Genomic DNA, 23,998 nt, shown 5'->3' on the forward strand with positions numbered 1-23,998 from the left:
TGACGTTTGCACTTACAAACGTTATCATATGCTTGCTGAAATTTGAATGAGGAGGCAATGATGGCTGCCAGCACTTTGACGATTCGCCTTGATAGCAACTTGAAGGACGAGGCTTCCAGGGTTGTCGAGCACTACGGCCTTGATATTTCTACGGCTATGCGAGCATTCTTGACGCAGATTGTGAATACCAATGCAATTCCTCTCTCGCTTGATTACGAACAGCCGAATGAGGAGAGTCTGATTGCCATACGCGAGACGAAGGAGATGATTACTAACGGATCGGGCGAGAGCTACAGCAACGCTCACGATCTGATTCAGGCGGCTTTGGCATGAGCGCGCGACTTGAAGCGAAGTTTGCCCCAGCATTTAGCCGAGATTTAAAAAGGAAAGCTCGTAAGCGAGAGTGGGATCTTGCTGAGCTAGAAGCAGTCATTGGTCTTATCTTGGAAAACAGCACCGAATCCATCGAGATCCTCAAACACAGACACAATATGCATAGGCTTTCGGGCAGATGGGAAGGAAGCAATGAATGCCATGTTGCCAATGCCGGCGATTGGCTTCTCATCTGGTGCGTAGATGGCGATACAGCCTACCTTCAACGCACTGGCTCCCATGACGAACTGTTCCGACAGTAGCTGCTGGGGGTGCGGCTTGCGCTCTGGCCATATTGGATAGGCAGCTAAATGACCATTTACTCGAATACGCGAGAACGATTTTTGAGAAATGGCTCGCTAGCACTCATATCAACTATGTGCCTGTTGCTGACATAGCTGAATTCAATCCAGATAATTACTCTCCCAGAGAGCAATGGCCACTCGTGCAATACCTTGACACAGGGAATATCACCCGTGGAATCGTTGAGAGCTATCAGGCGATAGATCCCCAAAGCGAGAGGTTGCCTAGCAGGGCGCGACGCAAAGTCACGTCGGGCGACATCATTTATTCATCTGTTCGTCCAATTCAAAAGCACTACGGGCTTATTCTCAGCCCTGCCAAAAATGTACTGGTGTCAACGGGCTTCACCGTAATACGTGCCAACGACCGACTCGTTTGTCCGGAGTTGCTGTACCTATTTCTTACGCAAGACAGCGTGACGAAAACCCTTCAGCAAATTGCGGAGCAAAGTGTTTCGACTTATCCGTCGATTAAAGCCGACGATCTCGGTGCGCTCCAGTTCCCTCTCCCGTCCTCAAAGGAGGCAGCCGAACTGCAGCCTGCTCTAAAGGACATTTTTGGTGCGATAGACTCAAATAGGCAGGAATGCAAGCAGCTTGCAAAGCTGCGCGACGCCCTTCTTCCCAAGCTCATGTCCGGCGAGATTGACGTTTCGTGGATCGACCTCAAGCAGCTAAATGGTCATTTAGTTCGGTTGCGTACCCTGGTGATCGTATCTAGGAGCACAGTGTATTGCATGCGGGCACCTTTCGTTGGGTGATGGCGCTTGGGTTGCGCTATGAGTAAGTAATGCGATAAAAGAGGAATCAGGTACAATAAGCGAAGAATAGACAGTTTGTAGGGTAGGAGCGAGTGGTGGCGGTTCCGAGGTACGATGAGATGATGGTTCCGGTTCTGCGGCGTATTGCGGAGACGCCTGGAGACACTGTGACGAGCAAGCAGCTTCGGCGGTTTGTTATCGACTACTGGGGTTTGAGCGACAACGAAGTGGCTGAAACGATTTCGAGTGGGTTCGAACGCTATGCCAACAATATGCTGTGGGCCTGCACTTATCTTAAGCAGGCAAAATGTATCGAGTCGCCAAAGAGGGGGACCTACCTGGTCACCCAGCGTGGGGTAGACTTGCTCAACAGTGGCGTTGAAAAGCTCGATCGTCAGGCGCTTATGCAGTTTCCTGAGTTCTGCGACTTTCTAAACCGAAGCCGCAAAGGAAAGGGCGTCTCCGCAAAAGAGGCCAAGGAGGCGGCCGTCCAACCTGTGATTGTCGAAGAGAACGAGTCTCCAGAAGACACGATAGACGAGGCATTTCGCAGTATTGAGACGGCGTTGGTGTCGGATATCCTTGAAGCCATTATGCAGCAATCGCCGGCGTTCTTCGAGCGTCTCGTTGTTCAGCTTTTGCTCGCCATGGGATATGGTGACTCGCTCGACGATTCGGGCTCGGTCACCCCTCTCTCGAACGACGGAGGCATTGACGGGGTGATCCGCGAAGATAAGTTGGGGTTCGACAACATTTATATCCAAGCAAAACGATGGGATTTAAATGCAAGCGTCGGGCGTCCCGATCTTCAGGCGTTTGTGGGCGCGCTAACGGGTACAGGGGCAACGAAAGGCCTCTTCATCACAACAGCGCGGTTTTCGAAAGGTGCGCTTGAATATGCGGGCATGCAGCATGCGGTAAAGCTTGTCCTTGTCGACGGCGACCAGCTTGCGCGTCTTATGATTGCGCACAATGTCGGTGTGTCGGTGCGGCATACCTATGAGATCAAAGGAATTGACAGGGATTACTTCGATATCGATAGTTGAGCTGGTAAGAGCGAGTTCGGCCTCTGAGGTTCTTGCAAGCATTTGGCCGCATTGGAAGTGCCGCAAGTTACTGCCTCTCGAAGTAGTCGCGGTCGGTTAGGTAGTAGGTGCGGAGGTAGCCGGCGGGGGATACGACGACGAATTCGCCGGTGGATTCCAGGAAGTAGAGGTCGTCGCCGTCCTCGGCTTGCAGCTTGTGGAGGGCGGCCGGATTGGCAACGACGGCGTTGGCGGCGGCGAGGTATTCCTCGGCCGTGGCGCAGCCGGTTTCCTGCCCGTGCTTCTCGAAGTGCTGCTGCAGCTTGTCTTCGGTGCGGAAGGTGAGGTGCGAAGCGGCTTCGGGGGCGCTCGCGTCGCGGGTCGGCTCATTGCCGGCTTCAGGGGCGGGCGCGCCATGGGAAGGGGCAGCGGACTTGTCGGGGGCAGCCCCGCAACCCGACAGGCCTAGGAGCGCCGCCAGTGCGAGGGCGAGAATCCTCCGCATGGCTTTCTTCCGCATGGCTAATATCCCAGCACTTCGCCGACGTTGGTGGCGATGCAGAGGTCGGCGTGGGCGTCGCGCGGAGTGGGGGTGCGGTTGATGATGGCCAAGTGATCGCCACTGAAGTAGTCGATGAGGCCCGCGGCCGGGTACACCGCCAGGCTCGTGCCGGCGATCACCAGCAGGTCGGCGCTAGCGATGGCGCGCACGGCCGCGGTCACGGTGCCGTCGTCCAACGGCTCCTCGTATAGCACCACGTCCGGCTTCACGATGGCTCCGCACTTCGAGCAGTGCGGTACGCCGTCGGGGCTCTGTTCGCGCAGGGCCAGCAGCTCTTCCACGGTGTAGGGTGCGCCGCAGTCCATGCAGAAGTTGCGCCACACGCTGCCGTGCAGCTCCAGCACGTTTCGGCTGCCGGCCTTCTGGTGCAGCCCGTCGATGTTCTGGGTCACGACGGCTGAAAGCGTTCCCTCCCGCTCCAGTTCGGCCAGCTTTCGGTGCGCGGCGTTGGGCTCGGCGTCCAGGGCCAGCATGCGGTCGCAGTAGAAGTCGAAGAACTCACGCGGATGGGCATCGAAGAAGCTGCGGGATACCATGGTCTCGGGCGGATAGGGGTAGCGCTGGGCGTAGAGCCCGTCGGCACTGCGGAAGTCGGGGATGCCGCTTTCCGTGGACACGCCGGCACCCCCGAAGAACACCATACGGCCCGGCGCGCACTCGTCAATCCACTGGCGCAGCTGCTCAATGTCGCGCTCGGTTTGGTCGCAGATCATGGCTCGTCCTTTCCACATCCCGTTGTTCGGGGCCTCGAGGCTTTCCAAGAATTGTACCCGACTCTAGGCCTCGACGAGATCGAAGTGGGTGTTGGAGAAGACGTTCAGATTCAGGCTCTTCATCAGGTGCTTGAGCGCCGCCTGGGCCTTCACGGAATTGCCCGCGTCATCCAGCGGCGGCGCGAAGGCGCACACGCCGAAAAGCCCGGGCATGACGCCGATGACGGCGCCGCCCACGCCGGTCTTCGCGGGCAGTCCCGTGGCATACAGCCAGTCGCCCGAGTGCTCGTAGAAACCGACGGCGCTCATAAGCGCGACCACCTTGGGAGTGAGTTCCGCGCCGAACACGCGCCGCTTCGTGATGGGGTTCGCGCCGTCGTCGGCGATGGTGGCCGCCGAGATGGCCAGCTGCTCGGCCGTCACGCCCAGCGAGCATTGGCGCGTGTACAAATCAAGCGACATCTTGGGGTCGTCGTAGATGCGGCCGTATTCTTGCAGCAGCCAGGTGATGGAGCGGTTGTCGAAGTTCGTGGCGGATTCAGAATGGTACAACTCGTCGATGAGCACCGGCTCGCTTCCCAGAAGCGCGGTCATGTTGTCGAAGATGGCCTTCCATTTCCCATCGGCATCGCCGTGGGGCTTGACGAGCGAACAGGCCGCGATGGCGCCGGCGTTCACGAGCGGCGTGGAGGGCCGGTCGTTTTCCAGCAGGATGGCGAAGATGGAGTTGAACGGCAGCCCTGTGGCATCGGCGCCGATGTTGTCGAGGATCGCCTGCGCGCCGTGCTGTTCCAGTGCCAGAATAGCCGTGTGCACCTTCGAGACCGACTCGATGCCGAAGCGGTAGTCGGTGTCGCCCACAGAGATGAGCCGGCCGTCCGGCAGGCACAGACTGATGCCGAACAGGTCGGAATTCACGTTGGCGAGATAGGGAATGTAGTGGGCGTTCTGGCCGCCCTTGATGTCCTTGCAGGCTTCGTAGGCGTCGTGTACTGCAGTGCTGATCTGATCGAAGGTGAGACGGGTGATCATGGCGCGCTCCTCGCTCCTTGGTGAGAGTTTTCCTCATGGTACGCCGCTACTTGCACCCTTTGCCTCCATTTGTCCTACAATGGCGATAACCTGTTTACCGATTTTTCCAGAAAGGTCTCCATGAACGATATCCGGGGCGTGCTGTTCGATGCGGATGGCACGCTGATCGACACCTATGACATCATTCTCACTTCGATGCGCTATGCCGTGAACGACGTGTTGGGCTGCTCGCTTGACGACGCCGAGCTGATGGCGGGGGTTGGCACGCCGCTTTACGACCAGATGCTGCACTTTACCGGCGGCGACGAGACGCGGGCTACGGAGATCACGCAGATCTATCGTGATCACAACGACGGCGTCCACGACGCGCGCATTCGCGCCTTCGGCGACACGAAGGCGGCGCTCGAGCGGTTTCAGGCGGCGGGCATCCCGATGGGCGTAGTCACGTCGAAGCGTCACGCCATGGCCCAGCGCGGGCTTGAAATGAGCGGCATCGCCGGCTACTTCCAATTTCTCATCGGCCACGACGATTGGCCCGAGCACAAGCCGGCGCCTGGCCCCATCCTGCGAGGCTGTGAGCTTTTGGGCACAGCGCCGGAGCGCAGTCTCTATGTGGGCGACAGCCCCTTCGACATCCAGGCGGGCAACGCTGCTGGCTGCGCTACCGTCGCCGCCCTCTGGGGCATGTTCCCGCGCGAGGCCCTGGCGGCCGAGCGTCCCACATTCATGTGCGATTCGCTAACAGAACTCGCGGATCGGCTGGGCATCTAGGCCAGCTTACAGCTGCACAACCATATCGCGCTTTCAGCAAGTAGCGCCGATGTTCTCTCGTACTATGGCTTCTTGGTACGAAGCGCAGCGCGCTCTTTGAGCCCTGCGACGCAAAATAGGAGTTGCTGATATGGCTGTTCAAAACAAGCAGACCGCAAAACACCGCCAGGCGATGATCGTGGTGCTGTTCGCGTGCAACCTGCTTGCCTCTTTGATGCAGTCGCTCATGAACGTCGCGCTCGACTATGTTTCGGCAGAGTACCACGTGAGTCTGTCCGAGGCGAACCTTCTGGTGCTCGGCTATTCCATCGTGGCGGGTATTGTCATTGTGCTTGCAGCCCTCTCGCTCCACCGCTTCGGTTTGAGGAAGGTCATGCTCTTCGGGCTGATCGTGTCGTTCGTCGGCTCCATGCTTGGCGTGGTGGCCTGGGATTTTCCCTCCTTGGTGGCGGCGCGACTCATTCAGGCCGTTGCCACGGGCCTCTATTTCCCCGTCGTGAACGAGGCCCTGCTCAATCTTTCGCCTAAAAATGGGGCTGGTCGTCTGCTTGCCATCAATAGCGGTATTATCGGAATAGGGCTTGCGGTGGCTCCCATCGTTGCGGGCCTTGTCATTACCTATTGGGGGTTGCGGGTGCTGTTCGCCATTCCCGCAGTGACGGCATTCGTCCTCTTTTTCATTGCGCGTCGCACGATCGTCGATATTATGCCGCGTCAGAAGCTGCCCGTCGACGGGCTGAGCGTCGTGCTCATTGCCGTGGGGCTTTCCGCCTTCATGATCGGTTTAAACGAGGTTACGCGCAACCCGCTGCCGATGGCGGCGCTCATGATCGCGGGAATTGCCGTGTGTGCGTGGTTCATCCGCCGTCAAGGACGCCTCGCCCATCCGCTTTTGGACATGCGTCCGCTTCGCAACAAGACTTATGCTCTGGGGGAGACCCTCATCGTTCTCAGCTATATGAGCTCAATTTACCTCAGTCTGCTCATTCCGCTTTATTTGGAAGGGGTGGCGGGTTTCACGCCGTTCATTGCTGGTTGCTTGCTGGCTCCGGCGACGCTGTGCTATGCGGGTCTGTGCTTTGTCAGCGGCCGGACGCTCGGGAAGGCGGGGGTGTGGCCGCTTGTGCCCGTCGGATTCGGCGTGTGCCTTGTCGGGTTCGTGGCGCTTGCGGTGTTCACGCGGTTCGATCTTGCGCTGGCCATCGTGGGCTGCATGGCGCTTGCGTGCGCGGGGATCGGCACTGAGTATCCTGCGATTAAGAGCGTCGATCTGGAGGTGCTCTTGCCTGAGCTGTCCGCGAGCGGCTCGTCGATCCATTCCACTTTGGTGCAGATCGCGGGATCTATTTCGTCGGCGCTCTTCGTCGGTCTCATGTCGGGGCAGGTTCACCGCCTGATGGCCGATGGTATGGCGAAAGCGCAGGCCTATAGCGCAGGTTTCTCGATCACCGTGTACCTGGCGGTCGCCTTTGTAGTGGTAGCGGCCATCTTATCGGTGGTTTATGCACGCCATGTGGTCAAGCTGACCCGCGGGAAATAGGGCACAGGCGCTCATGCCACGAGCGGTAATCGCTAATCCTGCGCGTTAGCGCCGCTGGCTGTTCGCGCCAGTCAGTCAAGGTGCTCCATTTTGCAGCAAATCGCGAGCTATAAGCGTCTGGGGGGTGCGGTTGAGTCGGCGACTTCGAAAGAATCTGAAGAAATGCCTGGTCACAATCTTGCCTCTATCGAGAGGTTCGCAAGGCTTTCGTCGGGAGCGCCCCCGAGACGCTCATAACTGGCGATCTCATGCAAAAATCGGGGGTTCGTCGACGGAAGGTCGCCGAAGGGCTATTCCCTGCTGGGTTGCTTTACAGCAACAGGGGCAGTATGGCCGAGAAAATGCCGACGACTCCTAAGGGAAGCGCTCCGGCTATGAAGGACGGCGTGGCGGCCAGGCGGTAATACAGAACGTAGCAGGTAAGTGACAGGGCGAACACGCAGAAGATGATCGCAACGAGACACCATGTGGCGGTAAGGCCAAGGGTACCGCCCGCTTCCAGAGCACAGGTGGCATAAAGCTCCAAAGCGCCCCACGCCACGAATAGCAGCAGCTCGGTGGTGATGGGGCGATTCCAGAAATGCGCGGTTGCCCAGGCCAAAAGTATGTAGGCGGCGATGGCGCCCAGCGCGAACCACCAGCCGTTCGGTCCTGTTCCGGCTGCGAGACCGCTTGCGCCCAGAGCGATGAAGACCGCGCCGGTGATGCCCGCAATGGCGGCCACAACGAGACATCCGGCGCCGATCCAGTACAACGGCCCCTGCACCTTCCCGGCATCAGGGCGGAAGAACACGACCCACCAGGCCAGGTAGAGCACCGCGCATAGGGCCATGAGCCCGTGGCCTCCTTGAAGTTGCCCCAGTGCGCTTTGCGCCGTCTCTTGTATCATGTCTTTGCCGCCTTTCCGCGGTCATCCGGCAGAAACATAGCACAGCGACGAAGGAGACTGCGGCCCAGCGTCAATCCGTAGCGATTTCGTGCTGTCGCGGCAAGTGCATGTGTAGGATGGGGAAGGGGTCGCCCATGGCGTCGGTTGCCGAGCGGTCGAACACCTCGAAGCCGCAGTGCTCATAGAAGCCGACGGCTTGCTCGTTCTGCTCGTTCACATCCACGAGGGTGACGCCGTGCTCGCTTATGGCATGGTCGAGCAGGAGTGGTCCCAGCCCGCAGCCGCGAAGGGACGGGTGGATGAACAGCATCTCGATCATAGCGCCATCGACACCGATAAAGCCTGCGACCTGATCGCTTTCATCCCTGCAAACGGTGAGGTGCGCGACGGACGCAATTGCACCCGGCACATACCCTGCGATGCGCTCGATATCGTCCGGCGTGAGAAACGTGTGCGTTGCTTCAACGGAGGCCCGCCAGCAGGCGACCAGCTCGGCTAGCAGGCTCGTGTCGTCGCCAAGCTCAATGTCTTCGACGCAGAATGCCATAGCGCCCCTTCCATTCACTTGCGAAACTGTGGGGATAGCATACCGTGCGACAGGGGCTGATGGCGCGACGGCGAACCAGCCCTCCCCGGTGCGCTACTTCTGCCAGTGCTTCAGGTGAGGGACGAGGACGCCCATGAAGGAGACGGCCTCTTCCTGCGACATGCCGGTGGCCTCCATGAGGAAGGGTGCTGTCTTCTCGATGAGCTCGTCCTCGCTTTGGTATGCGAACTGGCCGTCGTCGTAGCACCATTTGCAGTACGAGTCGTTCTCCGTGCCGTCGGCGTCGGTGCCGTGGGGCATGTTGGGAACGGTGAAGGGGGTGCCACAGCATTGGCACAGCTGGCTCACGTCGATGTCGAAGAGCTGGATGACCGGTACGTCAAGCACAGCCGCGATGAGCTTGCGCATGTCCACGGACGGCTCGGTCTCGCCGTTTTCCCAGCGCGACACCGCCTGGCGCGTAACGTAAAGCTTCTCGGCCAGCGCCTGCTGGGTCATGCCTCGCTGCTCCCGCGCCGCGGCAAGGGTTTCCTTGAACGCCATGTTCGTCCTTTCTTGCAGGGCCCCCGGGTGGTTGCCCGCGTTCCGCAGGGCGTCCGAGCGGTTGCGCTCATTTTTTGCATGAGCCCATTTTGCTTGGTCGTGCTTTCCCTTTCAAGCAACGTTTTGTTGCGTGCGGGCGCTCATGACTGCTCTGCAATGAGCGCGGGCTCTCGCCGGACGAGTGCTCGGTCGGCGAACACCCCGATTTTTGCATGAGATCTCGAGTTATAAGCGTCTCGGGGGTGCCTGAAGGACAAGCTTGGCAAACCTTTCGGAAAAGGCGAGGCTGCAACCAGGCGTTTCTTCGCAGCTCTTCAAAGTCAATGGCTCGAACGGGAGAGCTAGGGGCTTATAACTCGCGATTTGCTGCAGAAAAGTGCCTCTTCGCCAACCGACGCGTGCGCGGAGGGGCGTCTGGTGATGCTCGTCGCAGACGACTAGTGCTTAAGTCCGGCGGCGAACTCTTCTACGTCGCCGAACAGGAAGTCGATGCGGTCGATGTGCTTGTTGATGTGCCAGTGGCCGCAGTACCAGCGCTGATAGGTCAGCCGATCCTCGATGGTGTCCAGCCAGTTCTCGGTGGACTTGTCCACTTTACTCTGGTCGATTCCGGGGAAGTAGGTTTCGGTGGGCGTGTACTTCGCCGGGCACGTGTGGGAGAGCACCACATCCACCTTCCAGCTGCGCTCGGAGAGGACCCGCTCGGCGCGCTGCTTGGTTTGCGCGCTTGGTTGCTCGTCGGGAAACCACGGAATGCCGTTCTCGCGTCGCCATTGGGCGTCGATGCTGTAGGCTCCTCCGATAGCGATGGTGGAGAACCCTTCGATGTCGTAGATCTCGCCATCCACTGCGAAGAGGATGTTTGGGAAGGCGTCTTCCGTCATGACGGCGCCACCGAAGCGCTGCTCTTCATGGTAGAGCTCGGGAAGCGACTGCGGCCGAGCCTCGTGGTTGCCGTGGATGCATAGCAGCGTAGCGGGAATGCGCGCCGCCAGCTTCTTCGCCTTGCGGTCGCGCCCGTGCAGGTAGAAGTTGAAGCCCGTGTCGCCGAGGATGATGATGGTGTCGTCGGCCGTGAGTGAATGGGCCTCGCTAAAGCGAAGCAAATCGCGCGGATCGCCGTGTATGTCACCTGTGATGTAAACCATGTCCGCGCATTCTACCACCAGGTATCTGGCGATAGCGACTCAAAAGGCAGTTAGTTTGTGCTTTCGTAATCCGTCCCAGAATCCAAAGCAGCCTACCGGCGCCGGGCGCCGTGGGCGGCTTTCGGCTTGGTGGCTTCCGGGTGCTCGGCCAGACAGAGGTCGAGGAGCGTTTTCAAGCTCCTCGGCGATGTCCGTATCCGCGTCGCTGGGGTCGAGACGCTGCAGCACGCCGAACTCGAAGGCGTCTTCGCCGCGCTGATCCCAGAGGGCTTGCAGCCGCTTGTCCGGGTAAAGCCCCGACGACAGCTGGAAGCGCATTCGGTTGAACGCCGCCGGAGAGTCTACGACGTCCGCGAGGAACATCTCGCCGGTCGCGCCGCACGTGACGAAGACGACGCCCGCTTCCCGTGGGCGTTCCTTGTAGGCGGCGCGCAACTCCTTCTTCTTATCAGTATCCATAGTTGGGTCCTTTCGGTTGAGGGTCTATTTTAGTCGAGAGAGGGAGGGATTCTTTGCGGGGCGAAATAGTGCTCGGTGGCGTAGAGGTAGTGCTCTTCGAAATGCCGCACGGCTTCCTTCGACTTCTTCGCGAAGGGGAGCAGCATGTCGTAGGCATGGAACCAGTGGGGGTATACGTCTACGGAAGCCTCTGTGCCTGCGCGTTTGAGGTTCGCGACGTACTCAAGCGTTTCGCAATAGAACGGTTCTTCGGTGCCGACATAGGTGTAGGCAGGGGGCAGCCCCGCGTAATTGGTCTCGCGGGCAGGGGCGGCGTAGGACGGTGGCGTTACGCCGTCTAGGTCGCGGAGATAGTACTTCCAGGCGAACCGGTTGGTGCGCGTGTTCCACACCGGCGCGTGATTGTCCCGCGAGGAAGCGGTCTCCCGGTCGTCCAGCATGGGGTAGAGGGGCATCTGGTAGGCGATGTTGACCTCGCCGAGGTCGCGCGCCAAAAGGCAGGTAGCCACGGTGAGGCCGCCCCCGGCGCTTTCCCCGCCCACCATAATCTGTGCGTCGTTGATTCCCAGCTCGTCGGCGTGGACCTTCAGGAAGAGCAGGGCGGCGTAGCAATCTTCCAAATCGGCGGGAAACGGCTTCTCGAAGGCGGTGCGGTATTCCGGGGCCACCACCACGGCGCCGTACTTTTCCACCAGAAGGCGGGCATGGGGCAGGAGCATCTTCTGGTACATGCCGTGAAGATGGCCCCCTCCGTGAAGCCACAGGATGCCTGGAGTGCTTTCTTGTGGCCGCGCGTTTTCTGTAGGGCGCATGATGAGAACCCGTATGTCGCGATCCGAGGACGGGATCATTCTTTTCTCAACGGTGTGCAATTTGCGCGCGACCATGTTCGCCCTCCGGATTCCCGTAGTTTTCTGCTTAGCGTAATATACCGCCGAAAGGCAAGGGGCCAGACGAGAAAGCCCGAGTGTGCATTTGGCGATGCAATGCGTTCTATGGCCGAGGGTCTGCCCTTGCCGACCTTTCGGTCGACGAACCCCCGGTTTCTGCAGCAGATCTTGAGTTGTAAGCGTCTGCTTCCGCTTGCGGTAGAAGACGCATCGAAGAGTCTGAGAGAAATGCCTGGTCAGAGCACTCCAGATGAAGCCGGTTTTGCTGGATGGCCGGCAACGTCGCCCTTTACGCGCTCATAACTCGAGATTTCATGCAGAATAGGGCACCTTCGTCGACTGAAGTCCAGTGTGGGATGCGGTCGGTGCCCCTGCTGCGAAAGCCTATGAGACCATCAACGTCGCTGTTCGACAACGCTGAGTGTTAGCGGGGGAAGCCCTATTCGCACGACGCCTTGCGCCCGAGCTCGCTGAGGGCTTGCAGGGTTGATTGCACGTTCTCGGCGTGCCAGTTCTTGTAGCCGCCGGCGTACTGGGTGGCGTATATGCCGGATAGGCGCAGGTCGCTCAGCTTTTTTTGCTGGGTGGTGAGGCGCACGCCGCCGGTGCCGGTTTCAATGTCGATGACCACGTTGAGCAGGTCGTCGATAAGCTTCACGGATTCAATGTCCGCATAGGGGATCACGAGCGAGACATCCCGTTCCAGCGTTCCCCAAAAGGACTCGAAAGGAAGTAGGATAAGCTCGTTCTCGCACATCTGGAGAACCGCCATATCCCATGTCTCGAAAAAGCGGACGATCTTTTCGCTCAGGTCTCCCGCCGCGCCCTTGACGATGATGCACCGGTCTTCCAAGGGCGTGAAGCCGGCGTCCATCGCATATTCCCAAACCTTCTCTTCGCGGGCCATAACCGTTTCGCTCCTTTCACTTGGATTTGCGTCGATGGGCATTATTTTCCCGATTCACCTCCCTGTCCGCAAATGGATCGTGCTAGCAAACTACCTGTTCAAAGGGCCTGTAAAAGACTTTTGACAGCTGTGTCTGCATCGTTTTGCAAGGCTGGTGGGGTATCATTCCGATGCGCACGCGCGACGTGGCGCGCCAACGGGCAATCGAAAGGAAGGAACCGATGGAACTGGCTCGGCAGTTGAGGGCCAAGCGGGAGGAGCGCGGGCTTTCCCAGGACGAGGTTTCGAAGGCGATATTCGTGTCGCACCAGACCATTTCGAATTGGGAGAACGACAAGACCTACCCGGACGTGCAGAGCCTGCTGCTTCTCAGCCAGCTGTTCGAGGTTTCCATCGACGAGCTTGTGAGGGGAGATGTGGTCGCCATGCAGCAGGCTATCGCGGAAGACTCGCGCATACTGCTTGCAGGGTTGTTGCTCGCTTTGGAAGGATAGGCTGCCAATCGCACTGACATATTAGCATAGATTCAGTGTGACTGTTTAAATCTGTGAATACCACTTTGCGCGACAGAGGATTATGTCCGGACTTCTCCCTAGCGTTCTATCGCGAGCAGGCTGTCGCGGATGTCTTTTTGAACCAGGGGGCGCATGCTGTCTGCGTAGCGGGCGACGTTGGCGTCTCTTAGTGCGGAGACGATTTTGGGCGCGAGGGCGGGCTTGGCCTCGGCAAGCAGGGGGAGCAACTTTATGTACTGTCTCGCAGGTGGGCTTTTCGTCGGTTATGTGCTCCAGGTGCTCATCGATTATTCCGTCGATTTTGCCGTCGACGTCCCACTTCGCGTTGTGGGCTACCAGCGCGAGCCCGCGCGTGCGAACGTATGAGTTGCCGCTGCTCACCATTGCGAGGAACTTGTCCATGTGCGGGTAGAGGCAGCTGCTCTCGGCGCTCATTTCCTCCAGCACTTTCAGCGCCTGATACGCTTGCGAGTTGTTCCGTGACGTTAGAAACTCAAGCAGCTCTTCGACCTTCTCGATCATCGTGTCTCCCTTTTCGCTACTTTGCTGCAAGCAGGTGGCAAGTCGGGCGCTCCTCGACGAAGGGCGCCCGACAGGTCGATTGAAAGCTGGCGCGGGGTTTTATTCCCACTCGATGGCTTTGGTTCTGCCGTCCCGTCATTCCAGTTACACCCAGTTTTCGGCATCGACACGGAACGCGTGCCGCCGAATGACGCGATGTCGCGTTTCGTCGGCTTCGGGGACAAAAGTTGGGACAACCTCAAAAACTTTTTTCAAACTCAGGGCTTTGAGTTTTTGTTTTTGTCCCAAAGTGCGCGGCGGGTCGCCTTTGGAGGCTCGATGGCGCCGAAAACGCCCGTTTTGAAACTCAACCGCCCTTTTGCCTGCAAGTCGCCAGCTGCAATCGCAAGTGAATTAACGCGGGTGGCTTGCGCGCCATTTGCAAAACCCCAGGTCGCAGGTCTTCGCCATTCGTGAACAAAGTGAGTAGTCTCAGGTGGCTTGCTTATGAGTTGGCGAACGGGCCTTCAGGATTCAGGGCAAACATGCTGGTAGAATAGGATTCTCAAATCAATGACAGGAGAACGAGCATGGCCGAACCCCACGATAGGAAGCCGATCCTCACGATTGAGCAGCAGATAGAGCACCTCAAGCAGAAGGGCGTAGCCTTCGAGCTGTGTTCCGAGGAAGAGGCCGCGGACTACCTGCGTGACAAGTGCAACTTCTTCAAGCTCGCATCCTACCGCAAACTCTTCTCGAAATACGAGGGAGGCCCGCGCGACGGCCGCTACGTAGACCTCGACTTCGGCCAGCTGCGCCTGCTCGCGGCGCTCGACCAGGAGCTGCGCCACGCCCTGCTCGGCATGACGCTCGACATCGAGCACTTCCAGAAGGTGACACTGCTTCGCGAGATGGAGGACCGCGGAGAGGACGGCTACGCCATCGTGGCCGACTACATGGCATCGCTTACCACTGCAAACAGGGAGTACCGCCTGCGCGAGCTCAAGATGAGCGGCCGCAGCCCCTACAGCTCGAGCCTCTACGCGAAGTACTCCGGCGACATGCCTGCCTGGGCCTTCCTTGAGCTCACCTCGTTCGGCACCCTCATCGACTTCGTGCGCTTCTGCGCCAGGCGATGGGGCGACAGGCGCCTCGAGGCCTCCCACTACGACCTCAAGCGCGTGAAGTCCGTCCGCAACTGCGCCGCGCACGGCTCGTGCCTGATCAACTGCTTCGCCGAGAGGGGCGCCGCCCGGGGCTCGGCGTCCAGCGGTGTCTCCCGAAGGGTCGCCGCCGTGGGAATTCCCAAGGCGACCAGGAGGAAGTGGATGGGGAACACGGCCATGCAGGAGGTCGCGACCGTGCTCGTGGCGCACTCCGGCTTGGTACCCGAGGGCTCCTCGCGCTCGCGCGCCGCATCCGAGCTCGCCGAGATGTTCGCCAGGGCCGACGGCGAAACCGAGGCGCTGCCCGACAAGGGGCCCGACGCCGCAGCTCGCTCCGCGCTCGAGTTTCTTCGCAGGTTGACAGAATCGCTCGGGTTGGTAGAATAGCCTGCAGATAGCAAAACCTTCACGGTTTTAGGGGCGGACTTGCGCAAGCGACTCTGCCCTATTTTTATATTCACTCGCTATAGGAGACGGGTGATACCTGGGTCAATGACAGAACTGAGAAGCTCGGAATAATGGAGCCAGTTAGAAACCCTCGGGTTTGCGGGGCGGGATCGTGAGAGCGATTCTGCCCTATTTTTTCCTCCGTCTGTTCCAAATCAAGTAGTTCGAAGATAGCCTGTAGGTGTCCTCGTGGGCGCCTTTTATTTTCAGGGAATCAGTCGTGAGCTAATGAACGCGGCCATCGGCCGCTTCATGAACGAGCGACCGGCTTGACCTAGATCGAACCGCCTTCATCTCCGTCCAGGCGCCGACAATCAACATCGTAAATCCGCGCGTGCTACAATGCGGCCATCAGAGATGAAAACACAGTCCCCGTCGGGTAGTCGTGGGCGTGCGGGAGTCCGCATCAGTAACCTGCCTCCTTGGTTGTCCCTTCTCTGCATGGTCATCTACATAAAGGAGGAACCAACCATGCAGATCAGCGTGTCGTCCACCCTGACCGTATATCACGACGGCCAGTTTTGGGTCGGGCTGGCGGAGCGCGTCGAGGGCGGAAGGTACGGCGTCGCCCGCATCGTCTTCGGCGCAGAGCCGTCCGATGAGGAGATCCTGCGATTCGTTACTAGCGAATGGGAGAAGCTCTCGTTCTTCGGTGGCGATTCTGCCAAGGCGAGCGAGCCCGCGAGGAACCCTAAGCGCCGCGTTCGCGAGGCAGCGAAAGCCCTTAAACGGCCCGCGGTGAGCACCAAGGCGCAACAGGCGCTCGCGGCACAGCGGGAAGCGATGAAGCGGGAGTCGGCTCAAGCAAGAAGTCAGCGTCGCGCGGATGAGGTGGAGGCGCGCTTCGAGCAGCGGAAGTTGAAGCGCAAGCGGAAGCATCGAGGGCATTGATCGCCATTTGCAGCAAGCCTCATACAGAAGCGGTGTCGGTTCCATTTGAACCGACACCGCTATCTATTGCGTCGCTCGTTTCGCTAAATCAACTTTATAGGATGGCGGATCACGGTCTTGAGCTTCTCCGGCGCGCACTTGCGCGGGTCGGAGAGGTAGATCTCGTGATGGAGACGGGATTCGGAGAAATCGGGGTCGTAGCCCTCCTCCGCTGCAAATGCGCGCATGGCGTCTATGGTCGCCGGCTCGCCGTCGTAAGGCCCGGTGTGCATGCACTGAACGCAAAGGCCCTCGCCGACCCTCAGCAGCTCGACCGCCGAGAAGTCCAGCTTCTTCTTGGCGGCAGCTTCCGAAACGGCCCAGTCGAAGTCCTCTCGGGTGACGAAATCGGGCGGGCGGATGTTCGGCATTTTGCCGCTCCAGCAGCGCCTCGTTTCCCACGCCGTCGTGAAGCGAGTGCCGCCGAGTGACGCGTCTGCTACGGAACAATCGCCTTGTAATAGGCGCCGAAGTCTGCGAGCGAGTCTATAACGGGCATCATTTGCCGGCCGAGCTCGGTGAGCCCGTACTCAACGCGGGGAGGGTTTTCACCATAGTCGTGGCGAAAGACGAGGCCGTCATCCTCCAGCTGGCGCAGGCTGTCGGTAAGCACCTTCTGAGAGATGCCTTCAAGGTCGCGGCGCAACTCGTTGAAGCGCCAGGGCCGCTTGCGCAAGTTGCGAATGATGAGCAGCTTCCACTTGCCGCCGATGAGCGCCACCGCCGTCGCTACCGGACACTCCGGAAGTTCCTCTTTGGCCATCACGGGAGGCCCTCCTTCTTGATCGCGCCGGTTTCACAAAAAAGTACGTAGTTACAAATAAGTGCGTACTCGCTTTTGCATGCACTATCACGTGAAATATAGCTCAAGCGGGATATGCCCGCAAGGCAAATCGGTTCTCTGAGAGAGGAACTACTATGGTTAATTACGCGAAGACCAGCACTGGTGACGAAGGTCGCGTCGAGCTGCACGAGGCGCTCGGCCTCACCGGGGCAGAGGTGAGCATCAACAAGCTTCCCGCCGGCGCCGACGTTCCGTTCGTCCATGCGCACAAGGAAAACGAGGAAATCTACGGCGTGCTCGAGGGCGCTGGCACGGCCACCATCGACGATGAGGATATCGAGCTTGCAGCCGGCGACTGGCTGCGCATCTCCCCCGCTGCGCGCCGCAGGTTCCGCGCCGCGGCCGACTCGGGCATCACCTACGTCTGCATCCAGGTCAAGCAGGGCTCCCTCGGCGCCTTCACCGCCGACGACGCCATTATGTGCTAATTCTGATTCGGGAATACGGCAAGGCTACTAACCCCATCTTTGAGGTGTTCTACCTTGACAATGCCCACGGTATCATCGTCGTTGTCTCTGCCTTTTGCAGGGATGGGTTTCTCCGATGCGTTCTTGCCGTATATCCGCACGAAGCTGGGCATTGCTGCGCAAAACTCGGGCCCTGCCGGGTTTTCGCTTGACGCAAGGCCGTGTTCGAGGAGCAGAAGGCCCGCATGGAGTTGGAGATACGCGCCGCCTGCCCAGAATGGGCCTACGCTTAAGATGAGCTACGGGAATCGTGGCGACTTGACACCGCTCGCATGCCTCCTTCGGAATAGGCGCCGAGCAGCTCCTGTGCATGGGCGAACTCAGGCCCTCGCCTCCAACCGAGCAGGCGGTTGACCGCGAGATTTCCCTGGACGTTGTGGACGAAGAGCAGGTAGGCGTCTTCGTGCGAAAGCCCGGTCTTCTCCATGATCGAGGGAACCATTTGCTCGGCGCCGCGCTCGACGACGTGCTGTGCCACGCGGGCATACGCGTCGTCATCCAAGTAGAGCAGATAATAGTCCTCGTTTGCCGGCGGGCGCTGGCAGAGGGCCCCCGCTTCCGTTCCTTCGAGTGGGGGTGCCGCCGCCAGGGCCTCGTCGATAAGCGCGTCGAGCAGCGCGAACTTGTCCTCGTAGTGCAGATAGAACGTGCCGCGGTTGATATCAGCGCGGCGGCAGATGTCCGCCACCGTCATCTTCGCGAAGCCGACCTCGGCCAGCAGCGCGAAGAACGCCTCCTGTATGACCGAGAGGGTGTAGCGCCGCCGGCGGTCAATCTTGGTTTCTCCCATCGCCTCTCCAATCTGAGTCGTTTGACAATGTCCAGTAGCTGTTCGTTTATCGACAGGTGCACGCGTTTGTTCATTGCCCCTGCGAAAATCAACAAGGATACTGTTTATAGACACCTGTTTATTATAGCTGAAAGGGAGCACGGATGACCCTGTGCGAGAAGCTCGGCATTGGGCTTGTCAGCCGATCGTTTTCCCATCGGGCCGTCTATCGAAACGGCGGCACGTCATACGATTTGAGCGATTGCGAGCCTGCTGCTTGCAAGCAAGATATCGAGGCTTTTGCCCGCAAGGTGGGGGAGGCTGATTGCGTGTTTACGGGAGAGGCAGGTAGGCAGGCGTTATGAGCATCTGCATCAAAAATCAGATTCAGAATATGAATATCGTCATCGGCTGCACGGTGGGGTGTCCATATTGTTATGCCCGTAACAATGTGAAACGTTGGCATATGATTGACGACTTCGCTGATCCTGCGTTCTTCCCGAGCAAGCTCAAGATGATGGAAAAGAAACGCCCGCAGAACTTTCTCCTTACCGGCATGAGCGATTTCTCCGGGTGGAAGCTGGAATGGCGAGACGAGGTATTTGCAAAGATCCATGAGAATCCACAGCATCAGTTCCTGTTCCTGACCAAGAGACCCGATTTGCTGAATTTAGATACCGACCTGGAAAACGCATGGTTCGGCGTTACGGTGACGAGGAAAGCGGAGCTGTGGCGTATCGACGCCCTTCGGAAAAACGTCAAAGCAAATCACTTCTTCGTTACTTTTGAGCCGCTATTCGACGATCCCGGTACGGTCGACCTTTCCGGAATCAACTGGGTCGTCGTCGGTACCATGACCGGGGCGCAGAGCAGGAAGGTTCATACGGAACCGGAGTGGGCATGGTCTTTGACGGACCAGGCGCACGCGCTTGGCATTCCAATGTTTATGAAGGAAGACCTCGTCTCTGTCATAGGGGACGAAAACATGATTCAGGAATTGCCGGAAGAATTCGAAAGAGTGCTGGAGGTGCAGAGAACATGGCGGAAGTGATCGATGGAATCCTCATTAATGAGGTGGAAGCAAAGAACATCATGACCAAGTCCAGCCTGCCGGTAGGCGGCTACTCGGTCAATCCCTATGTAGGCTGCACGCATGCCTGCAAGTATTGCTATGCCTCCTTTATGAAGCGCTTTACCGGACACAAGGAGGAATGGGGCACCTTTCTTGATGTGAAGCATTGGCCGGAAATCAAGAATCCGAAGAAATACGCTGGACAGCGGGTGGTTATCGGTTCTGTGACGGATGGCTACAATCCACAGGAGGAGCGATTCGGGAATACCAGGAAACTCCTGGAGCAGCTGATTGGCAGCGATGCAGATATTCTGATCTGCACAAAGTCCGATCTTGTGGTACGGGATATCGATCTGCTGAAGAAGCTTGGACGAGTGACCGTTTCATGGTCGATCAACACGCTGGATGAGAACTTCAAGAACGATATGGACTCCGCGTCGAGCATCGAGCGTCGTATCGCTGCTATGAAGCAGGTGTACGACGAAGGTATCCGTACGGTCTGCTTCGTGTCCCCGGTATTTCCCGGCATCACGGATTTTGAGATGATTTTTGAGCGAGTAAAGGATCGGTGCGATTTGTTTTGGCTCGAAAATCTCAATCTTCGGGGTGGTTTCAAAAAAGCGATCCTGGATTATATCGCCGAGAAACATCCCGATCTCGTACCGCTTTACGATGAAATCTATAACAAGCGCAACCGTAGCTATTTTGAAGCGCTTGAAGTAAAAGTCGAGGAAATGGCCAAGGAGTACGATTGCCCCTTTATGGACAACGAAATGCCTTATGGCAGAGTCCCCCAGGGGCATCCGGTGATCGTGGACTACTTCTATCACGAGGAAGTCCGAGGGTCGGATAATAGCGGAAAAAGAAATCGTTAAACGGAAACCGACGACGATTCGCTCGAGCGATTAGCGTCCATGCGTGGCTTCTGCCGATTGGCGCAACGGGCGACGGATTAAGGGATCGCTCGGGCGGATGATCCCGTTGCAGTACAGGCGGTCGCTCAATTTAGCGGCATGAGCGTTTTCGCACGGAAAACCAGTATCCCCTGTGCCGAGTTTAATCGTAGCGAATACAATGGGCACTAAGCATCGATCGAAAGTAGTCGATGGAGATGGATATGCAACTGGCAACCGAGCGGCTGATACTGCGCCCATGGGCCGAAACGGACGCAGAGGACCTGTACAGATACGCGAAGGACGACAGGGTGGGTACGCCGCGGCATTTCCCCTGATTACTCCCGTTTTCATTGAGACGGAGAGATTCTTTACTCCCCATTAACCACCTGGGGTAACGCCGTGCAGAGACCGCAAAAATGCCCATTGAGTTCGATTTGAGTTTCACGGGCCACGAAACGGCCCCGTTTCGCACCCGGGGACAAAAAGCGCGCGTCTACTCACTCGGGATAAATCCTTACTCCCATTCCTCCGAATACCGCCCTGTGCCTTGTCGTCTTGAAATACGGGGAGTAAATTGCGAAATCGCAGGTGAAAGGGAGTAAATAGCCAAAGAAAAAGCCTCCGTCCCAACATGGGAACGGAGGCTAGATCATCGTATTTACTCACCGCCGTCGCCGGCGGCTTTGCCGTGACTTTCGTACGAAACGAAACTCAGCAGCACAGTGCGGCACTCAAAATTGCAGGTCAGAACCCTGTCGTCCTACTCCCACTCGATGGTGGGAGTGGCGGATAGTTGTTCGAGCAGTATCATGTCGTATCACCTCGTTGCAGGATGTCCAGCGAGTGCCGAGCATTCCCAGTACCGTTTTGAACTCACTCGTTTCGCGATCTCTGGTCTTAACGTGAGGGAGTAAATCGTAAAACTAGAAAACACATCGTCTGGCCAGCAGAAACTCTTTCCACACATTATAGTTGAGTTCAACCGTCTATTGCATAGGGCGCATTTTTACACCCAGGAATAACGCAGGAATAAAACCAGGGCATGGGTGTAAAAGCCTGAGCTGCTCAAATGTAAAACCATGAGTTCAAAGTGAGTTCACGATGAGTTCACGTTTTCTGAGAGCAAATGTCGGAATGCAGCGCTATGAATTCGCAATCTCGTTGACGAATCCGTTGACCCACTCGACCGCCTCGGCAAGATTCTGGGTGACGCCCAAGCCTTCTGCGGCTTCTGCATACAGGGATGTCCAATTCGACCCGGCCTCAATCGGGGGAGGCCACGCTTGCTGTCCCCTATACGCGAACAGCCGCTCGCACGTCTCGCGGGTTTGAGGAAGATCGATCTGCCCTTTCAGGCCTATCAGCTGCAGGTCCACGAGATCATGCGCGCGCTTTGACCCCTCTTCGGACAAACCGTGCAGCTTTTGGGCAATCTGGTGGCTGAGGCGCATGACGGGGACGGGGGATGGCGGATCGAAGCCAAGCGCCTCGAAGAGCGTTGCCGCGTCCTTCGGGACGATCATGTCCGGATCGTCGGCATCGCCTATCTCGTTATGCCCGACCTCAAGCGGCACCGTCACCCAAGATTTTCCGAGGTAGCTTAACTTTACATCGTAGGGCTGCATGACGTAGGCTGCGGGAACTCCGGTTGGCGTGGCTGGCTCTCTTCTGACGGCAGCTCCGGTAAAGCCCTGCCACCCCTCCTCAAGCGCGGCGTTCAGCACACCTATGTACTCGTCGATGCCAGAGACCCGTGCGGTATCGAGGTCCTCGCTGAAACGGGTGCCCGCAGCGCCGAATCTGAGCTTCAGGGCGCTTCCTCCTTTGACGGCCCCGTCGGGCAGCATCTGCGCGACGACGGCATCCGCCATGAGCGTCCGCGCCTGGACGAACGCCGGGCCGCGCCCGGCAACGCGCTCGATCGCGATATCCAGATTCCTGCGACTGTTCGGCCTCTTCGCCATCAGCTTCCCACCTCGCTATCGACCCTGTCGGCCTCTTCTTTCTTCAAAAGCCCCTGCCGAAGCGCCTCTTCGACCGCCGCGTGGAGCCTCTCGGGCATGAGCTTTCCGATGCATGAGCGGATGGCGGCTCCCACCTCCTGGGAAGGAATGCCCTCGTAGCACGTCACGTCCGATGCGCCCTTGCGCCGCACGACCTTCATTCTTTCGGGCAGCTTCCGGCGCACGCGCCTAGGAGTGGCAACAAACATCTTTGCCGGATTGGTCGGACAAAGAGAGAACATCGCGAGCACGGACTCGCCGTAGAGATAGGCGCCAGGGCCCACTGCGGCGACGCTTTCCGCGTAGGGGTCAAAAGGGCTTGGAGCATGGTGCCTTACGCGGTAGACGCCATGCCCGATGCGCGTCAGTTTTCCGTCGGATGCAAGCCTTGAGAGCTCCTTGTCTGAAACTCCCATCGCTACCGCTTCGTCTCGCGTTACGAGCCCGTAATTGTCGGCAGCCACCTCGTATATGTCCTCATATTTGCTCATGTCAAAACCTTACCATATTTGGGAAGGTTTTGACAGACAAGGCGTGTGTCTTGCGCTATCCGTGCTCCGAGATATGCGCTATCAGAGACGGGGTGGGCGTGCCGGCAAGATGCAGGGAGGTTGCGTGGAGAGCCGGCCTTCGCCGGAGGGGTGCTCACTGGTAGAATTGCACTGTGGACTAGAGAGGAGAACGAGTGGATATAGCGAGGAGCCAGCGAAGGGCCCTCGTCGCCTTCTGCGCGGCGGCGGTGGCGCTCTACGCCTACGGCGTATTATCGGCGGGATGCATCCCCCGCCACATCGAGGGTATAGTACTGCCGCTCGACTTCATGGCGGGGATCCCCCTGGGGTTCTACCTGCTGGTCGTGCGCCCGAGGCGGCTGACGCTGCTCTCCGTGATCCCCGTCATCTGGATCGGGTACGGGCTCAGCGCCCTCGCGCTCGGCTCGCCGGACGCGGGCATCCTGCCCTTCCTGCTCGCCGCGCTCCTCCCGGTCGAGGCCGCCATCGCCGCAAGGGAGTGCCTGAGGATCGCCAGGGCGTTCAAGGCGGCGAGGGCGAGGAGCTGCGACCCCATGGCCTGGTTCAGGGAGACCATGCTCTACCTTGTGCGCAAGGAGGCCGCCGCGGGCGTCACCTCGGCGGAGCTTAGCGTCTGGTACTACGCGCTGCTCTCCTGGCGCAAGGGGCCCTATGTGCTCCCGGGCGAGAAGACGTTCAGCTACCACAACGCGGGCGGCTACATGAACATGATGCTCGGCCTCGCGCTGGCCTTCCCCGTGGAGATAGTGGCCGTGCACCTGCTGCTGTCGCAGTGGAGCGCCGTCGCTGCCGTCGTCGTGACGGCGCTTTCCGTCTACGCGGCCGGCTGGCTCGTCGGCGACGCGCGGGCGCGGGCGATGCGTCCCATCGCCGTCGGGGAGGACCATGTCCGGATCGAGTGCGGCATCCAGATGGAGGCGGTGATCCCGCTCTCCGAGATCGAGTCGGTCGCGTTCTCCGAGGGCGATATCTCGCACATCGGGGAGCCCGACAGGCTCAACTACGGCGCATTCTACCGTCCCGACGTTTGGATCGTCGCGAAGGGGTCGGTCGAGGTTCGGACGCTGCTCGGGACCAAGCGCGTGCGCGCCATCGGCGTGAGCGTCGACGACCCGAGGGCGCTCGCCTCCGCTCTGTGCGGGGCGTCGGCATGATATCCGCTCTCGCGCCGGCCCTCGTGGCGCTCGCCTTCGCGATCGCGATCGTCTCGGTTTGGCTATCGAAGCCCGTCAACAAAGGGCCGCTGTTCCACGACACGGGCTACGACGAGAAGTACCCGCCCTCGCCGCAGGAGTGGCGCAACGTCCGCATCGGGTACACGGCGCTGCTCGTCTTCCTCGGCATCCTGTTTACTGTTCTGACTTGGATGTGCATGCGATGAGGATGCCGACGCC

At 58.9% G+C, this 23,998-nt stretch carries 32 protein-coding genes; 17 read left to right on the top strand and 15 right to left on the bottom strand.

Going from position 1 to position 23,998, the window contains the following annotated elements; genetic code table 11:
* The first annotated feature begins 57 nt into the window (after window positions 1-57).
* From NE591_RS10400 to NE591_RS10415, 4 genes are all read left to right on the top strand, one after another.
* Window positions 58-333, top strand: a complete 276-nt coding sequence (locus NE591_RS10400; protein ID WP_256156665.1) for a type II toxin-antitoxin system RelB/DinJ family antitoxin — start codon at window positions 58-60, stop codon at window positions 331-333.
* On the top strand, window positions 330-635 hold the full coding sequence (locus NE591_RS10405; protein WP_173114814.1) for a type II toxin-antitoxin system YafQ family toxin: 306 nt from the start codon (window positions 330-332) through the stop codon (window positions 633-635). The genes NE591_RS10400 and NE591_RS10405 overlap by 4 nt, the downstream gene beginning before the upstream one ends.
* Window positions 636-817: 182 nt before the next feature.
* Entirely contained in the window at window positions 818-1,435 is a 618-nt protein-coding gene (locus tag NE591_RS10410) for a restriction endonuclease subunit S (protein ID WP_173114812.1), read from the top strand.
* 119 nt (window positions 1,436-1,554) lie between these two features.
* Window positions 1,555-2,481, top strand: coding sequence for a restriction endonuclease (locus tag NE591_RS10415; RefSeq protein ID WP_173114810.1), 927 nt, complete (start codon window positions 1,555-1,557; stop codon window positions 2,479-2,481).
* A gap of 67 nt (window positions 2,482-2,548) precedes the next feature.
* Here the strand turns inward: NE591_RS10415 and NE591_RS10420 are convergent, their stop codons facing one another.
* The 3 genes from NE591_RS10420 to glsA form a co-directional block, all read right to left on the bottom strand.
* Window positions 2,549-2,965: a hypothetical protein gene (locus NE591_RS10420; protein WP_173114808.1), complete on the bottom strand. Its 417-nt coding sequence runs from the start codon at window positions 2,963-2,965 to the stop codon at window positions 2,549-2,551.
* A gap of 17 nt (window positions 2,966-2,982) precedes the next feature.
* Window positions 2,983-3,735 carry an NAD-dependent protein deacylase gene (locus tag NE591_RS10425; protein WP_173114805.1) on the bottom strand — a complete coding sequence of 251 codons (753 nt, stop codon included), beginning with the start codon at window positions 3,733-3,735 and terminating at the stop codon, window positions 2,983-2,985.
* A gap of 63 nt (window positions 3,736-3,798) precedes the next feature.
* A complete protein-coding gene (glsA, locus tag NE591_RS10430) occupies window positions 3,799-4,767 on the bottom strand; it encodes a glutaminase A (RefSeq protein WP_173114803.1) in 969 nt (322 codons plus the stop codon).
* Between the two features lie 120 nt (window positions 4,768-4,887).
* Between glsA and NE591_RS10435 the strand changes: the two genes are divergently transcribed.
* Entirely contained in the window at window positions 4,888-5,538 is a 651-nt protein-coding gene (locus NE591_RS10435) for an HAD family hydrolase (RefSeq protein WP_173114801.1), read from the top strand.
* Window positions 5,539-5,710: 172 nt separating this feature from the next.
* On the top strand, window positions 5,711-7,078 hold the full coding sequence (locus NE591_RS10440; protein WP_256156688.1) for an MFS transporter: 1,368 nt from the start codon (window positions 5,711-5,713) through the stop codon (window positions 7,076-7,078).
* 310 nt (window positions 7,079-7,388) lie between these two features.
* Here the strand turns inward: NE591_RS10440 and NE591_RS10445 are convergent, their stop codons facing one another.
* The 7 genes from NE591_RS10445 to NE591_RS10475 form a co-directional block, all read right to left on the bottom strand.
* On the bottom strand, window positions 7,389-7,910 hold the full coding sequence (locus tag NE591_RS10445) for a hypothetical protein (protein WP_256156666.1): 522 nt from the start codon (window positions 7,908-7,910) through the stop codon (window positions 7,389-7,391).
* Window positions 7,911-8,037: 127 nt separating this feature from the next.
* Window positions 8,038-8,514, bottom strand: coding sequence for a GNAT family N-acetyltransferase (locus NE591_RS10450; protein ID WP_173114795.1), 477 nt, complete (start codon window positions 8,512-8,514; stop codon window positions 8,038-8,040).
* Window positions 8,515-8,607: 93 nt separating this feature from the next.
* Window positions 8,608-9,057, bottom strand: coding sequence for a zinc ribbon domain-containing protein (locus NE591_RS10455; protein WP_173114793.1), 450 nt, complete (start codon window positions 9,055-9,057; stop codon window positions 8,608-8,610).
* Window positions 9,058-9,494: 437 nt separating this feature from the next.
* Window positions 9,495-10,205: a metallophosphoesterase gene (locus NE591_RS10460; protein ID WP_173114791.1), complete on the bottom strand. Its 711-nt coding sequence runs from the start codon at window positions 10,203-10,205 to the stop codon at window positions 9,495-9,497.
* Window positions 10,206-10,244: 39 nt separating this feature from the next.
* Window positions 10,245-10,664, bottom strand: a complete 420-nt coding sequence (locus NE591_RS10465; RefSeq protein ID WP_173114782.1) for a GIY-YIG nuclease family protein — start codon at window positions 10,662-10,664, stop codon at window positions 10,245-10,247.
* Between the two features lie 29 nt (window positions 10,665-10,693).
* Window positions 10,694-11,551, bottom strand: a complete 858-nt coding sequence (locus NE591_RS10470; protein ID WP_371130584.1) for an alpha/beta hydrolase — start codon at window positions 11,549-11,551, stop codon at window positions 10,694-10,696.
* 442 nt (window positions 11,552-11,993) lie between these two features.
* Window positions 11,994-12,461, bottom strand: a complete 468-nt coding sequence (locus NE591_RS10475; protein WP_256156668.1) for a hypothetical protein — start codon at window positions 12,459-12,461, stop codon at window positions 11,994-11,996.
* Window positions 12,462-12,682: 221 nt separating this feature from the next.
* Between NE591_RS10475 and NE591_RS10480 the strand changes: the two genes are divergently transcribed.
* The 5 genes from NE591_RS10480 (at window position 12,683) to NE591_RS10500 (ending at window position 15,981) form a co-directional block, all read left to right on the top strand.
* Window positions 12,683-12,955 carry a helix-turn-helix transcriptional regulator gene (locus NE591_RS10480; protein ID WP_256156669.1) on the top strand — a complete coding sequence of 91 codons (273 nt, stop codon included), beginning with the start codon at window positions 12,683-12,685 and terminating at the stop codon, window positions 12,953-12,955.
* 252 nt (window positions 12,956-13,207) lie between these two features.
* On the top strand, window positions 13,208-13,342 hold the full coding sequence (locus NE591_RS10485; protein ID WP_256156670.1) for a hypothetical protein: 135 nt from the start codon (window positions 13,208-13,210) through the stop codon (window positions 13,340-13,342).
* 333 nt (window positions 13,343-13,675) lie between these two features.
* Window positions 13,676-13,954 carry a hypothetical protein gene (locus NE591_RS10490; protein WP_256156671.1) on the top strand — a complete coding sequence of 93 codons (279 nt, stop codon included), beginning with the start codon at window positions 13,676-13,678 and terminating at the stop codon, window positions 13,952-13,954.
* A gap of 113 nt (window positions 13,955-14,067) precedes the next feature.
* Window positions 14,068-15,030 (top strand): Abi family protein, encoded by a 963-nt coding sequence (locus NE591_RS10495; RefSeq protein WP_075844146.1) that lies wholly within the window; start codon window positions 14,068-14,070, stop codon window positions 15,028-15,030.
* A gap of 531 nt (window positions 15,031-15,561) precedes the next feature.
* Complete coding sequence (locus NE591_RS10500; protein ID WP_256156672.1) at window positions 15,562-15,981, top strand: YjdF family protein; 420 nt, start codon at window positions 15,562-15,564, stop codon at window positions 15,979-15,981.
* A gap of 83 nt (window positions 15,982-16,064) precedes the next feature.
* Here the strand turns inward: NE591_RS10500 and NE591_RS10505 are convergent, their stop codons facing one another.
* Both NE591_RS10505 and NE591_RS10510 read right to left on the bottom strand, forming a co-directional pair.
* Window positions 16,065-16,391: a GyrI-like domain-containing protein gene (locus NE591_RS10505; RefSeq protein ID WP_256156673.1), complete on the bottom strand. Its 327-nt coding sequence runs from the start codon at window positions 16,389-16,391 to the stop codon at window positions 16,065-16,067.
* Window positions 16,392-16,459: 68 nt separating this feature from the next.
* Entirely contained in the window at window positions 16,460-16,783 is a 324-nt protein-coding gene (locus NE591_RS10510; RefSeq protein ID WP_199409583.1) for a helix-turn-helix domain-containing protein, read from the bottom strand.
* A gap of 155 nt (window positions 16,784-16,938) precedes the next feature.
* Here NE591_RS10510 and NE591_RS10515 point away from each other — a divergent pair, with 155 nt between their 5' ends.
* A complete protein-coding gene (locus NE591_RS10515; protein ID WP_117820993.1) occupies window positions 16,939-17,292 on the top strand; it encodes a cupin domain-containing protein in 354 nt (117 codons plus the stop codon).
* A gap of 268 nt (window positions 17,293-17,560) precedes the next feature.
* Here the strand turns inward: NE591_RS10515 and NE591_RS10520 are convergent, their stop codons facing one another.
* Window positions 17,561-18,121, bottom strand: coding sequence for a TetR/AcrR family transcriptional regulator (locus tag NE591_RS10520; RefSeq protein ID WP_256156674.1), 561 nt, complete (start codon window positions 18,119-18,121; stop codon window positions 17,561-17,563).
* A 143-nt stretch (window positions 18,122-18,264) separates the two neighbouring features.
* Here NE591_RS10520 and NE591_RS10525 point away from each other — a divergent pair, with 143 nt between their 5' ends.
* From NE591_RS10525 to NE591_RS10535, 3 genes are read left to right on the top strand one after another with little or no spacing between them, the layout of a single operon-like run.
* Entirely contained in the window at window positions 18,265-18,465 is a 201-nt protein-coding gene (locus NE591_RS10525; protein ID WP_089572807.1) for a hypothetical protein, read from the top strand.
* Window positions 18,462-19,151, top strand: a complete 690-nt coding sequence (locus tag NE591_RS10530; RefSeq protein WP_256156675.1) for a radical SAM mobile pair protein A — start codon at window positions 18,462-18,464, stop codon at window positions 19,149-19,151. The genes NE591_RS10525 and NE591_RS10530 overlap by 4 nt, the downstream gene beginning before the upstream one ends.
* A complete protein-coding gene (locus NE591_RS10535; RefSeq protein WP_256156676.1) occupies window positions 19,139-20,047 on the top strand; it encodes a radical SAM mobile pair protein B in 909 nt (302 codons plus the stop codon). The genes NE591_RS10530 and NE591_RS10535 overlap by 13 nt, the downstream gene beginning before the upstream one ends.
* Window positions 20,048-21,210: 1,163 nt before the next feature.
* On the opposite strand, the gene NE591_RS10540 is transcribed toward NE591_RS10535, so the two are convergent.
* Window positions 21,211-22,032: a nucleotidyl transferase AbiEii/AbiGii toxin family protein gene (locus tag NE591_RS10540; RefSeq protein ID WP_256156677.1), complete on the bottom strand. Its 822-nt coding sequence runs from the start codon at window positions 22,030-22,032 to the stop codon at window positions 21,211-21,213.
* On the bottom strand, window positions 22,032-22,562 hold the full coding sequence (locus NE591_RS10545; protein WP_256156678.1) for a type IV toxin-antitoxin system AbiEi family antitoxin domain-containing protein: 531 nt from the start codon (window positions 22,560-22,562) through the stop codon (window positions 22,032-22,034). Before NE591_RS10545 ends, NE591_RS10540 begins: the two co-directional genes overlap by 1 nt.
* 194 nt (window positions 22,563-22,756) lie before the next feature.
* On the opposite strand from NE591_RS10545, the gene NE591_RS10550 reads away from it, so the two are divergent.
* Together NE591_RS10550 and NE591_RS10555 are read left to right on the top strand one after the other, a co-directional pair.
* Window positions 22,757-23,758, top strand: a complete 1,002-nt coding sequence (locus tag NE591_RS10550; protein WP_256156679.1) for a hypothetical protein — start codon at window positions 22,757-22,759, stop codon at window positions 23,756-23,758.
* Window positions 23,755-23,985 carry a hypothetical protein gene (locus tag NE591_RS10555; protein ID WP_256156680.1) on the top strand — a complete coding sequence of 77 codons (231 nt, stop codon included), beginning with the start codon at window positions 23,755-23,757 and terminating at the stop codon, window positions 23,983-23,985. Before NE591_RS10550 ends, NE591_RS10555 begins: the two co-directional genes overlap by 4 nt.
* Window positions 23,986-23,998: the final 13 nt, after the last annotated feature.

This window comes from Adlercreutzia sp. DFI.6.23, assembly GCF_024462535.1.
Classification (GTDB): domain Bacteria; phylum Actinomycetota; class Coriobacteriia; order Coriobacteriales; family Eggerthellaceae; genus Adlercreutzia; species Adlercreutzia rubneri.

Coding starts and splice junctions, on each gene's coding strand:
- NE591_RS10400 (WP_256156665.1), top strand. CDS start 58: ATGATGGCTGCCAGCACTTTGACGATTCGCCTTGATAGCAACTTGAAG.
- NE591_RS10405 (WP_173114814.1), top strand. CDS start 330: ATGAGCGCGCGACTTGAAGCGAAGTTTGCCCCAGCATTTAGCCGAGAT.
- NE591_RS10415 (WP_173114810.1), top strand. CDS start 1,555: ATGATGGTTCCGGTTCTGCGGCGTATTGCGGAGACGCCTGGAGACACT.
- NE591_RS10420 (WP_173114808.1), bottom strand. CDS start 2,965: ATGCGGAGGATTCTCGCCCTCGCACTGGCGGCGCTCCTAGGCCTGTCG.
- NE591_RS10425 (WP_173114805.1), bottom strand. CDS start 3,735: ATGATCTGCGACCAAACCGAGCGCGACATTGAGCAGCTGCGCCAGTGG.
- glsA (WP_173114803.1), bottom strand. CDS start 4,767: ATGATCACCCGTCTCACCTTCGATCAGATCAGCACTGCAGTACACGAC.
- NE591_RS10435 (WP_173114801.1), top strand. CDS start 4,888: ATGAACGATATCCGGGGCGTGCTGTTCGATGCGGATGGCACGCTGATC.
- NE591_RS10440 (WP_256156688.1), top strand. CDS start 5,711: ATGATCGTGGTGCTGTTCGCGTGCAACCTGCTTGCCTCTTTGATGCAG.
- NE591_RS10445 (WP_256156666.1), bottom strand. CDS start 7,910: ATGGCCCTATGCGCGGTGCTCTACCTGGCCTGGTGGGTCGTGTTCTTC.
- NE591_RS10450 (WP_173114795.1), bottom strand. CDS start 8,514: ATGGCATTCTGCGTCGAAGACATTGAGCTTGGCGACGACACGAGCCTG.
- NE591_RS10455 (WP_173114793.1), bottom strand. CDS start 9,057: ATGGCGTTCAAGGAAACCCTTGCCGCGGCGCGGGAGCAGCGAGGCATG.
- NE591_RS10460 (WP_173114791.1), bottom strand. CDS start 10,205: ATGGTTTACATCACAGGTGACATACACGGCGATCCGCGCGATTTGCTT.
- NE591_RS10465 (WP_173114782.1), bottom strand. CDS start 10,664: ATGGATACTGATAAGAAGAAGGAGTTGCGCGCCGCCTACAAGGAACGC.
- NE591_RS10470 (WP_371130584.1), bottom strand. CDS start 11,551: ATGGTCGCGCGCAAATTGCACACCGTTGAGAAAAGAATGATCCCGTCC.
- NE591_RS10475 (WP_256156668.1), bottom strand. CDS start 12,461: ATGGCCCGCGAAGAGAAGGTTTGGGAATATGCGATGGACGCCGGCTTC.
- NE591_RS10480 (WP_256156669.1), top strand. CDS start 12,683: ATGGAACTGGCTCGGCAGTTGAGGGCCAAGCGGGAGGAGCGCGGGCTT.
- NE591_RS10485 (WP_256156670.1), top strand. CDS start 13,208: ATGTACTGTCTCGCAGGTGGGCTTTTCGTCGGTTATGTGCTCCAGGTG.
- NE591_RS10495 (WP_075844146.1), top strand. CDS start 14,068: ATGGCCGAACCCCACGATAGGAAGCCGATCCTCACGATTGAGCAGCAG.
- NE591_RS10500 (WP_256156672.1), top strand. CDS start 15,562: ATGCAGATCAGCGTGTCGTCCACCCTGACCGTATATCACGACGGCCAG.
- NE591_RS10505 (WP_256156673.1), bottom strand. CDS start 16,391: ATGCCGAACATCCGCCCGCCCGATTTCGTCACCCGAGAGGACTTCGAC.
- NE591_RS10510 (WP_199409583.1), bottom strand. CDS start 16,783: ATGGCCAAAGAGGAACTTCCGGAGTGTCCGGTAGCGACGGCGGTGGCG.
- NE591_RS10515 (WP_117820993.1), top strand. CDS start 16,939: ATGGTTAATTACGCGAAGACCAGCACTGGTGACGAAGGTCGCGTCGAG.
- NE591_RS10520 (WP_256156674.1), bottom strand. CDS start 18,121: ATGGGAGAAACCAAGATTGACCGCCGGCGGCGCTACACCCTCTCGGTC.
- NE591_RS10525 (WP_089572807.1), top strand. CDS start 18,265: ATGACCCTGTGCGAGAAGCTCGGCATTGGGCTTGTCAGCCGATCGTTT.
- NE591_RS10530 (WP_256156675.1), top strand. CDS start 18,462: ATGAGCATCTGCATCAAAAATCAGATTCAGAATATGAATATCGTCATC.
- NE591_RS10535 (WP_256156676.1), top strand. CDS start 19,139: ATGGCGGAAGTGATCGATGGAATCCTCATTAATGAGGTGGAAGCAAAG.
- NE591_RS10540 (WP_256156677.1), bottom strand. CDS start 22,032: ATGGCGAAGAGGCCGAACAGTCGCAGGAATCTGGATATCGCGATCGAG.
- NE591_RS10545 (WP_256156678.1), bottom strand. CDS start 22,562: ATGAGCAAATATGAGGACATATACGAGGTGGCTGCCGACAATTACGGG.
- NE591_RS10555 (WP_256156680.1), top strand. CDS start 23,755: ATGATATCCGCTCTCGCGCCGGCCCTCGTGGCGCTCGCCTTCGCGATC.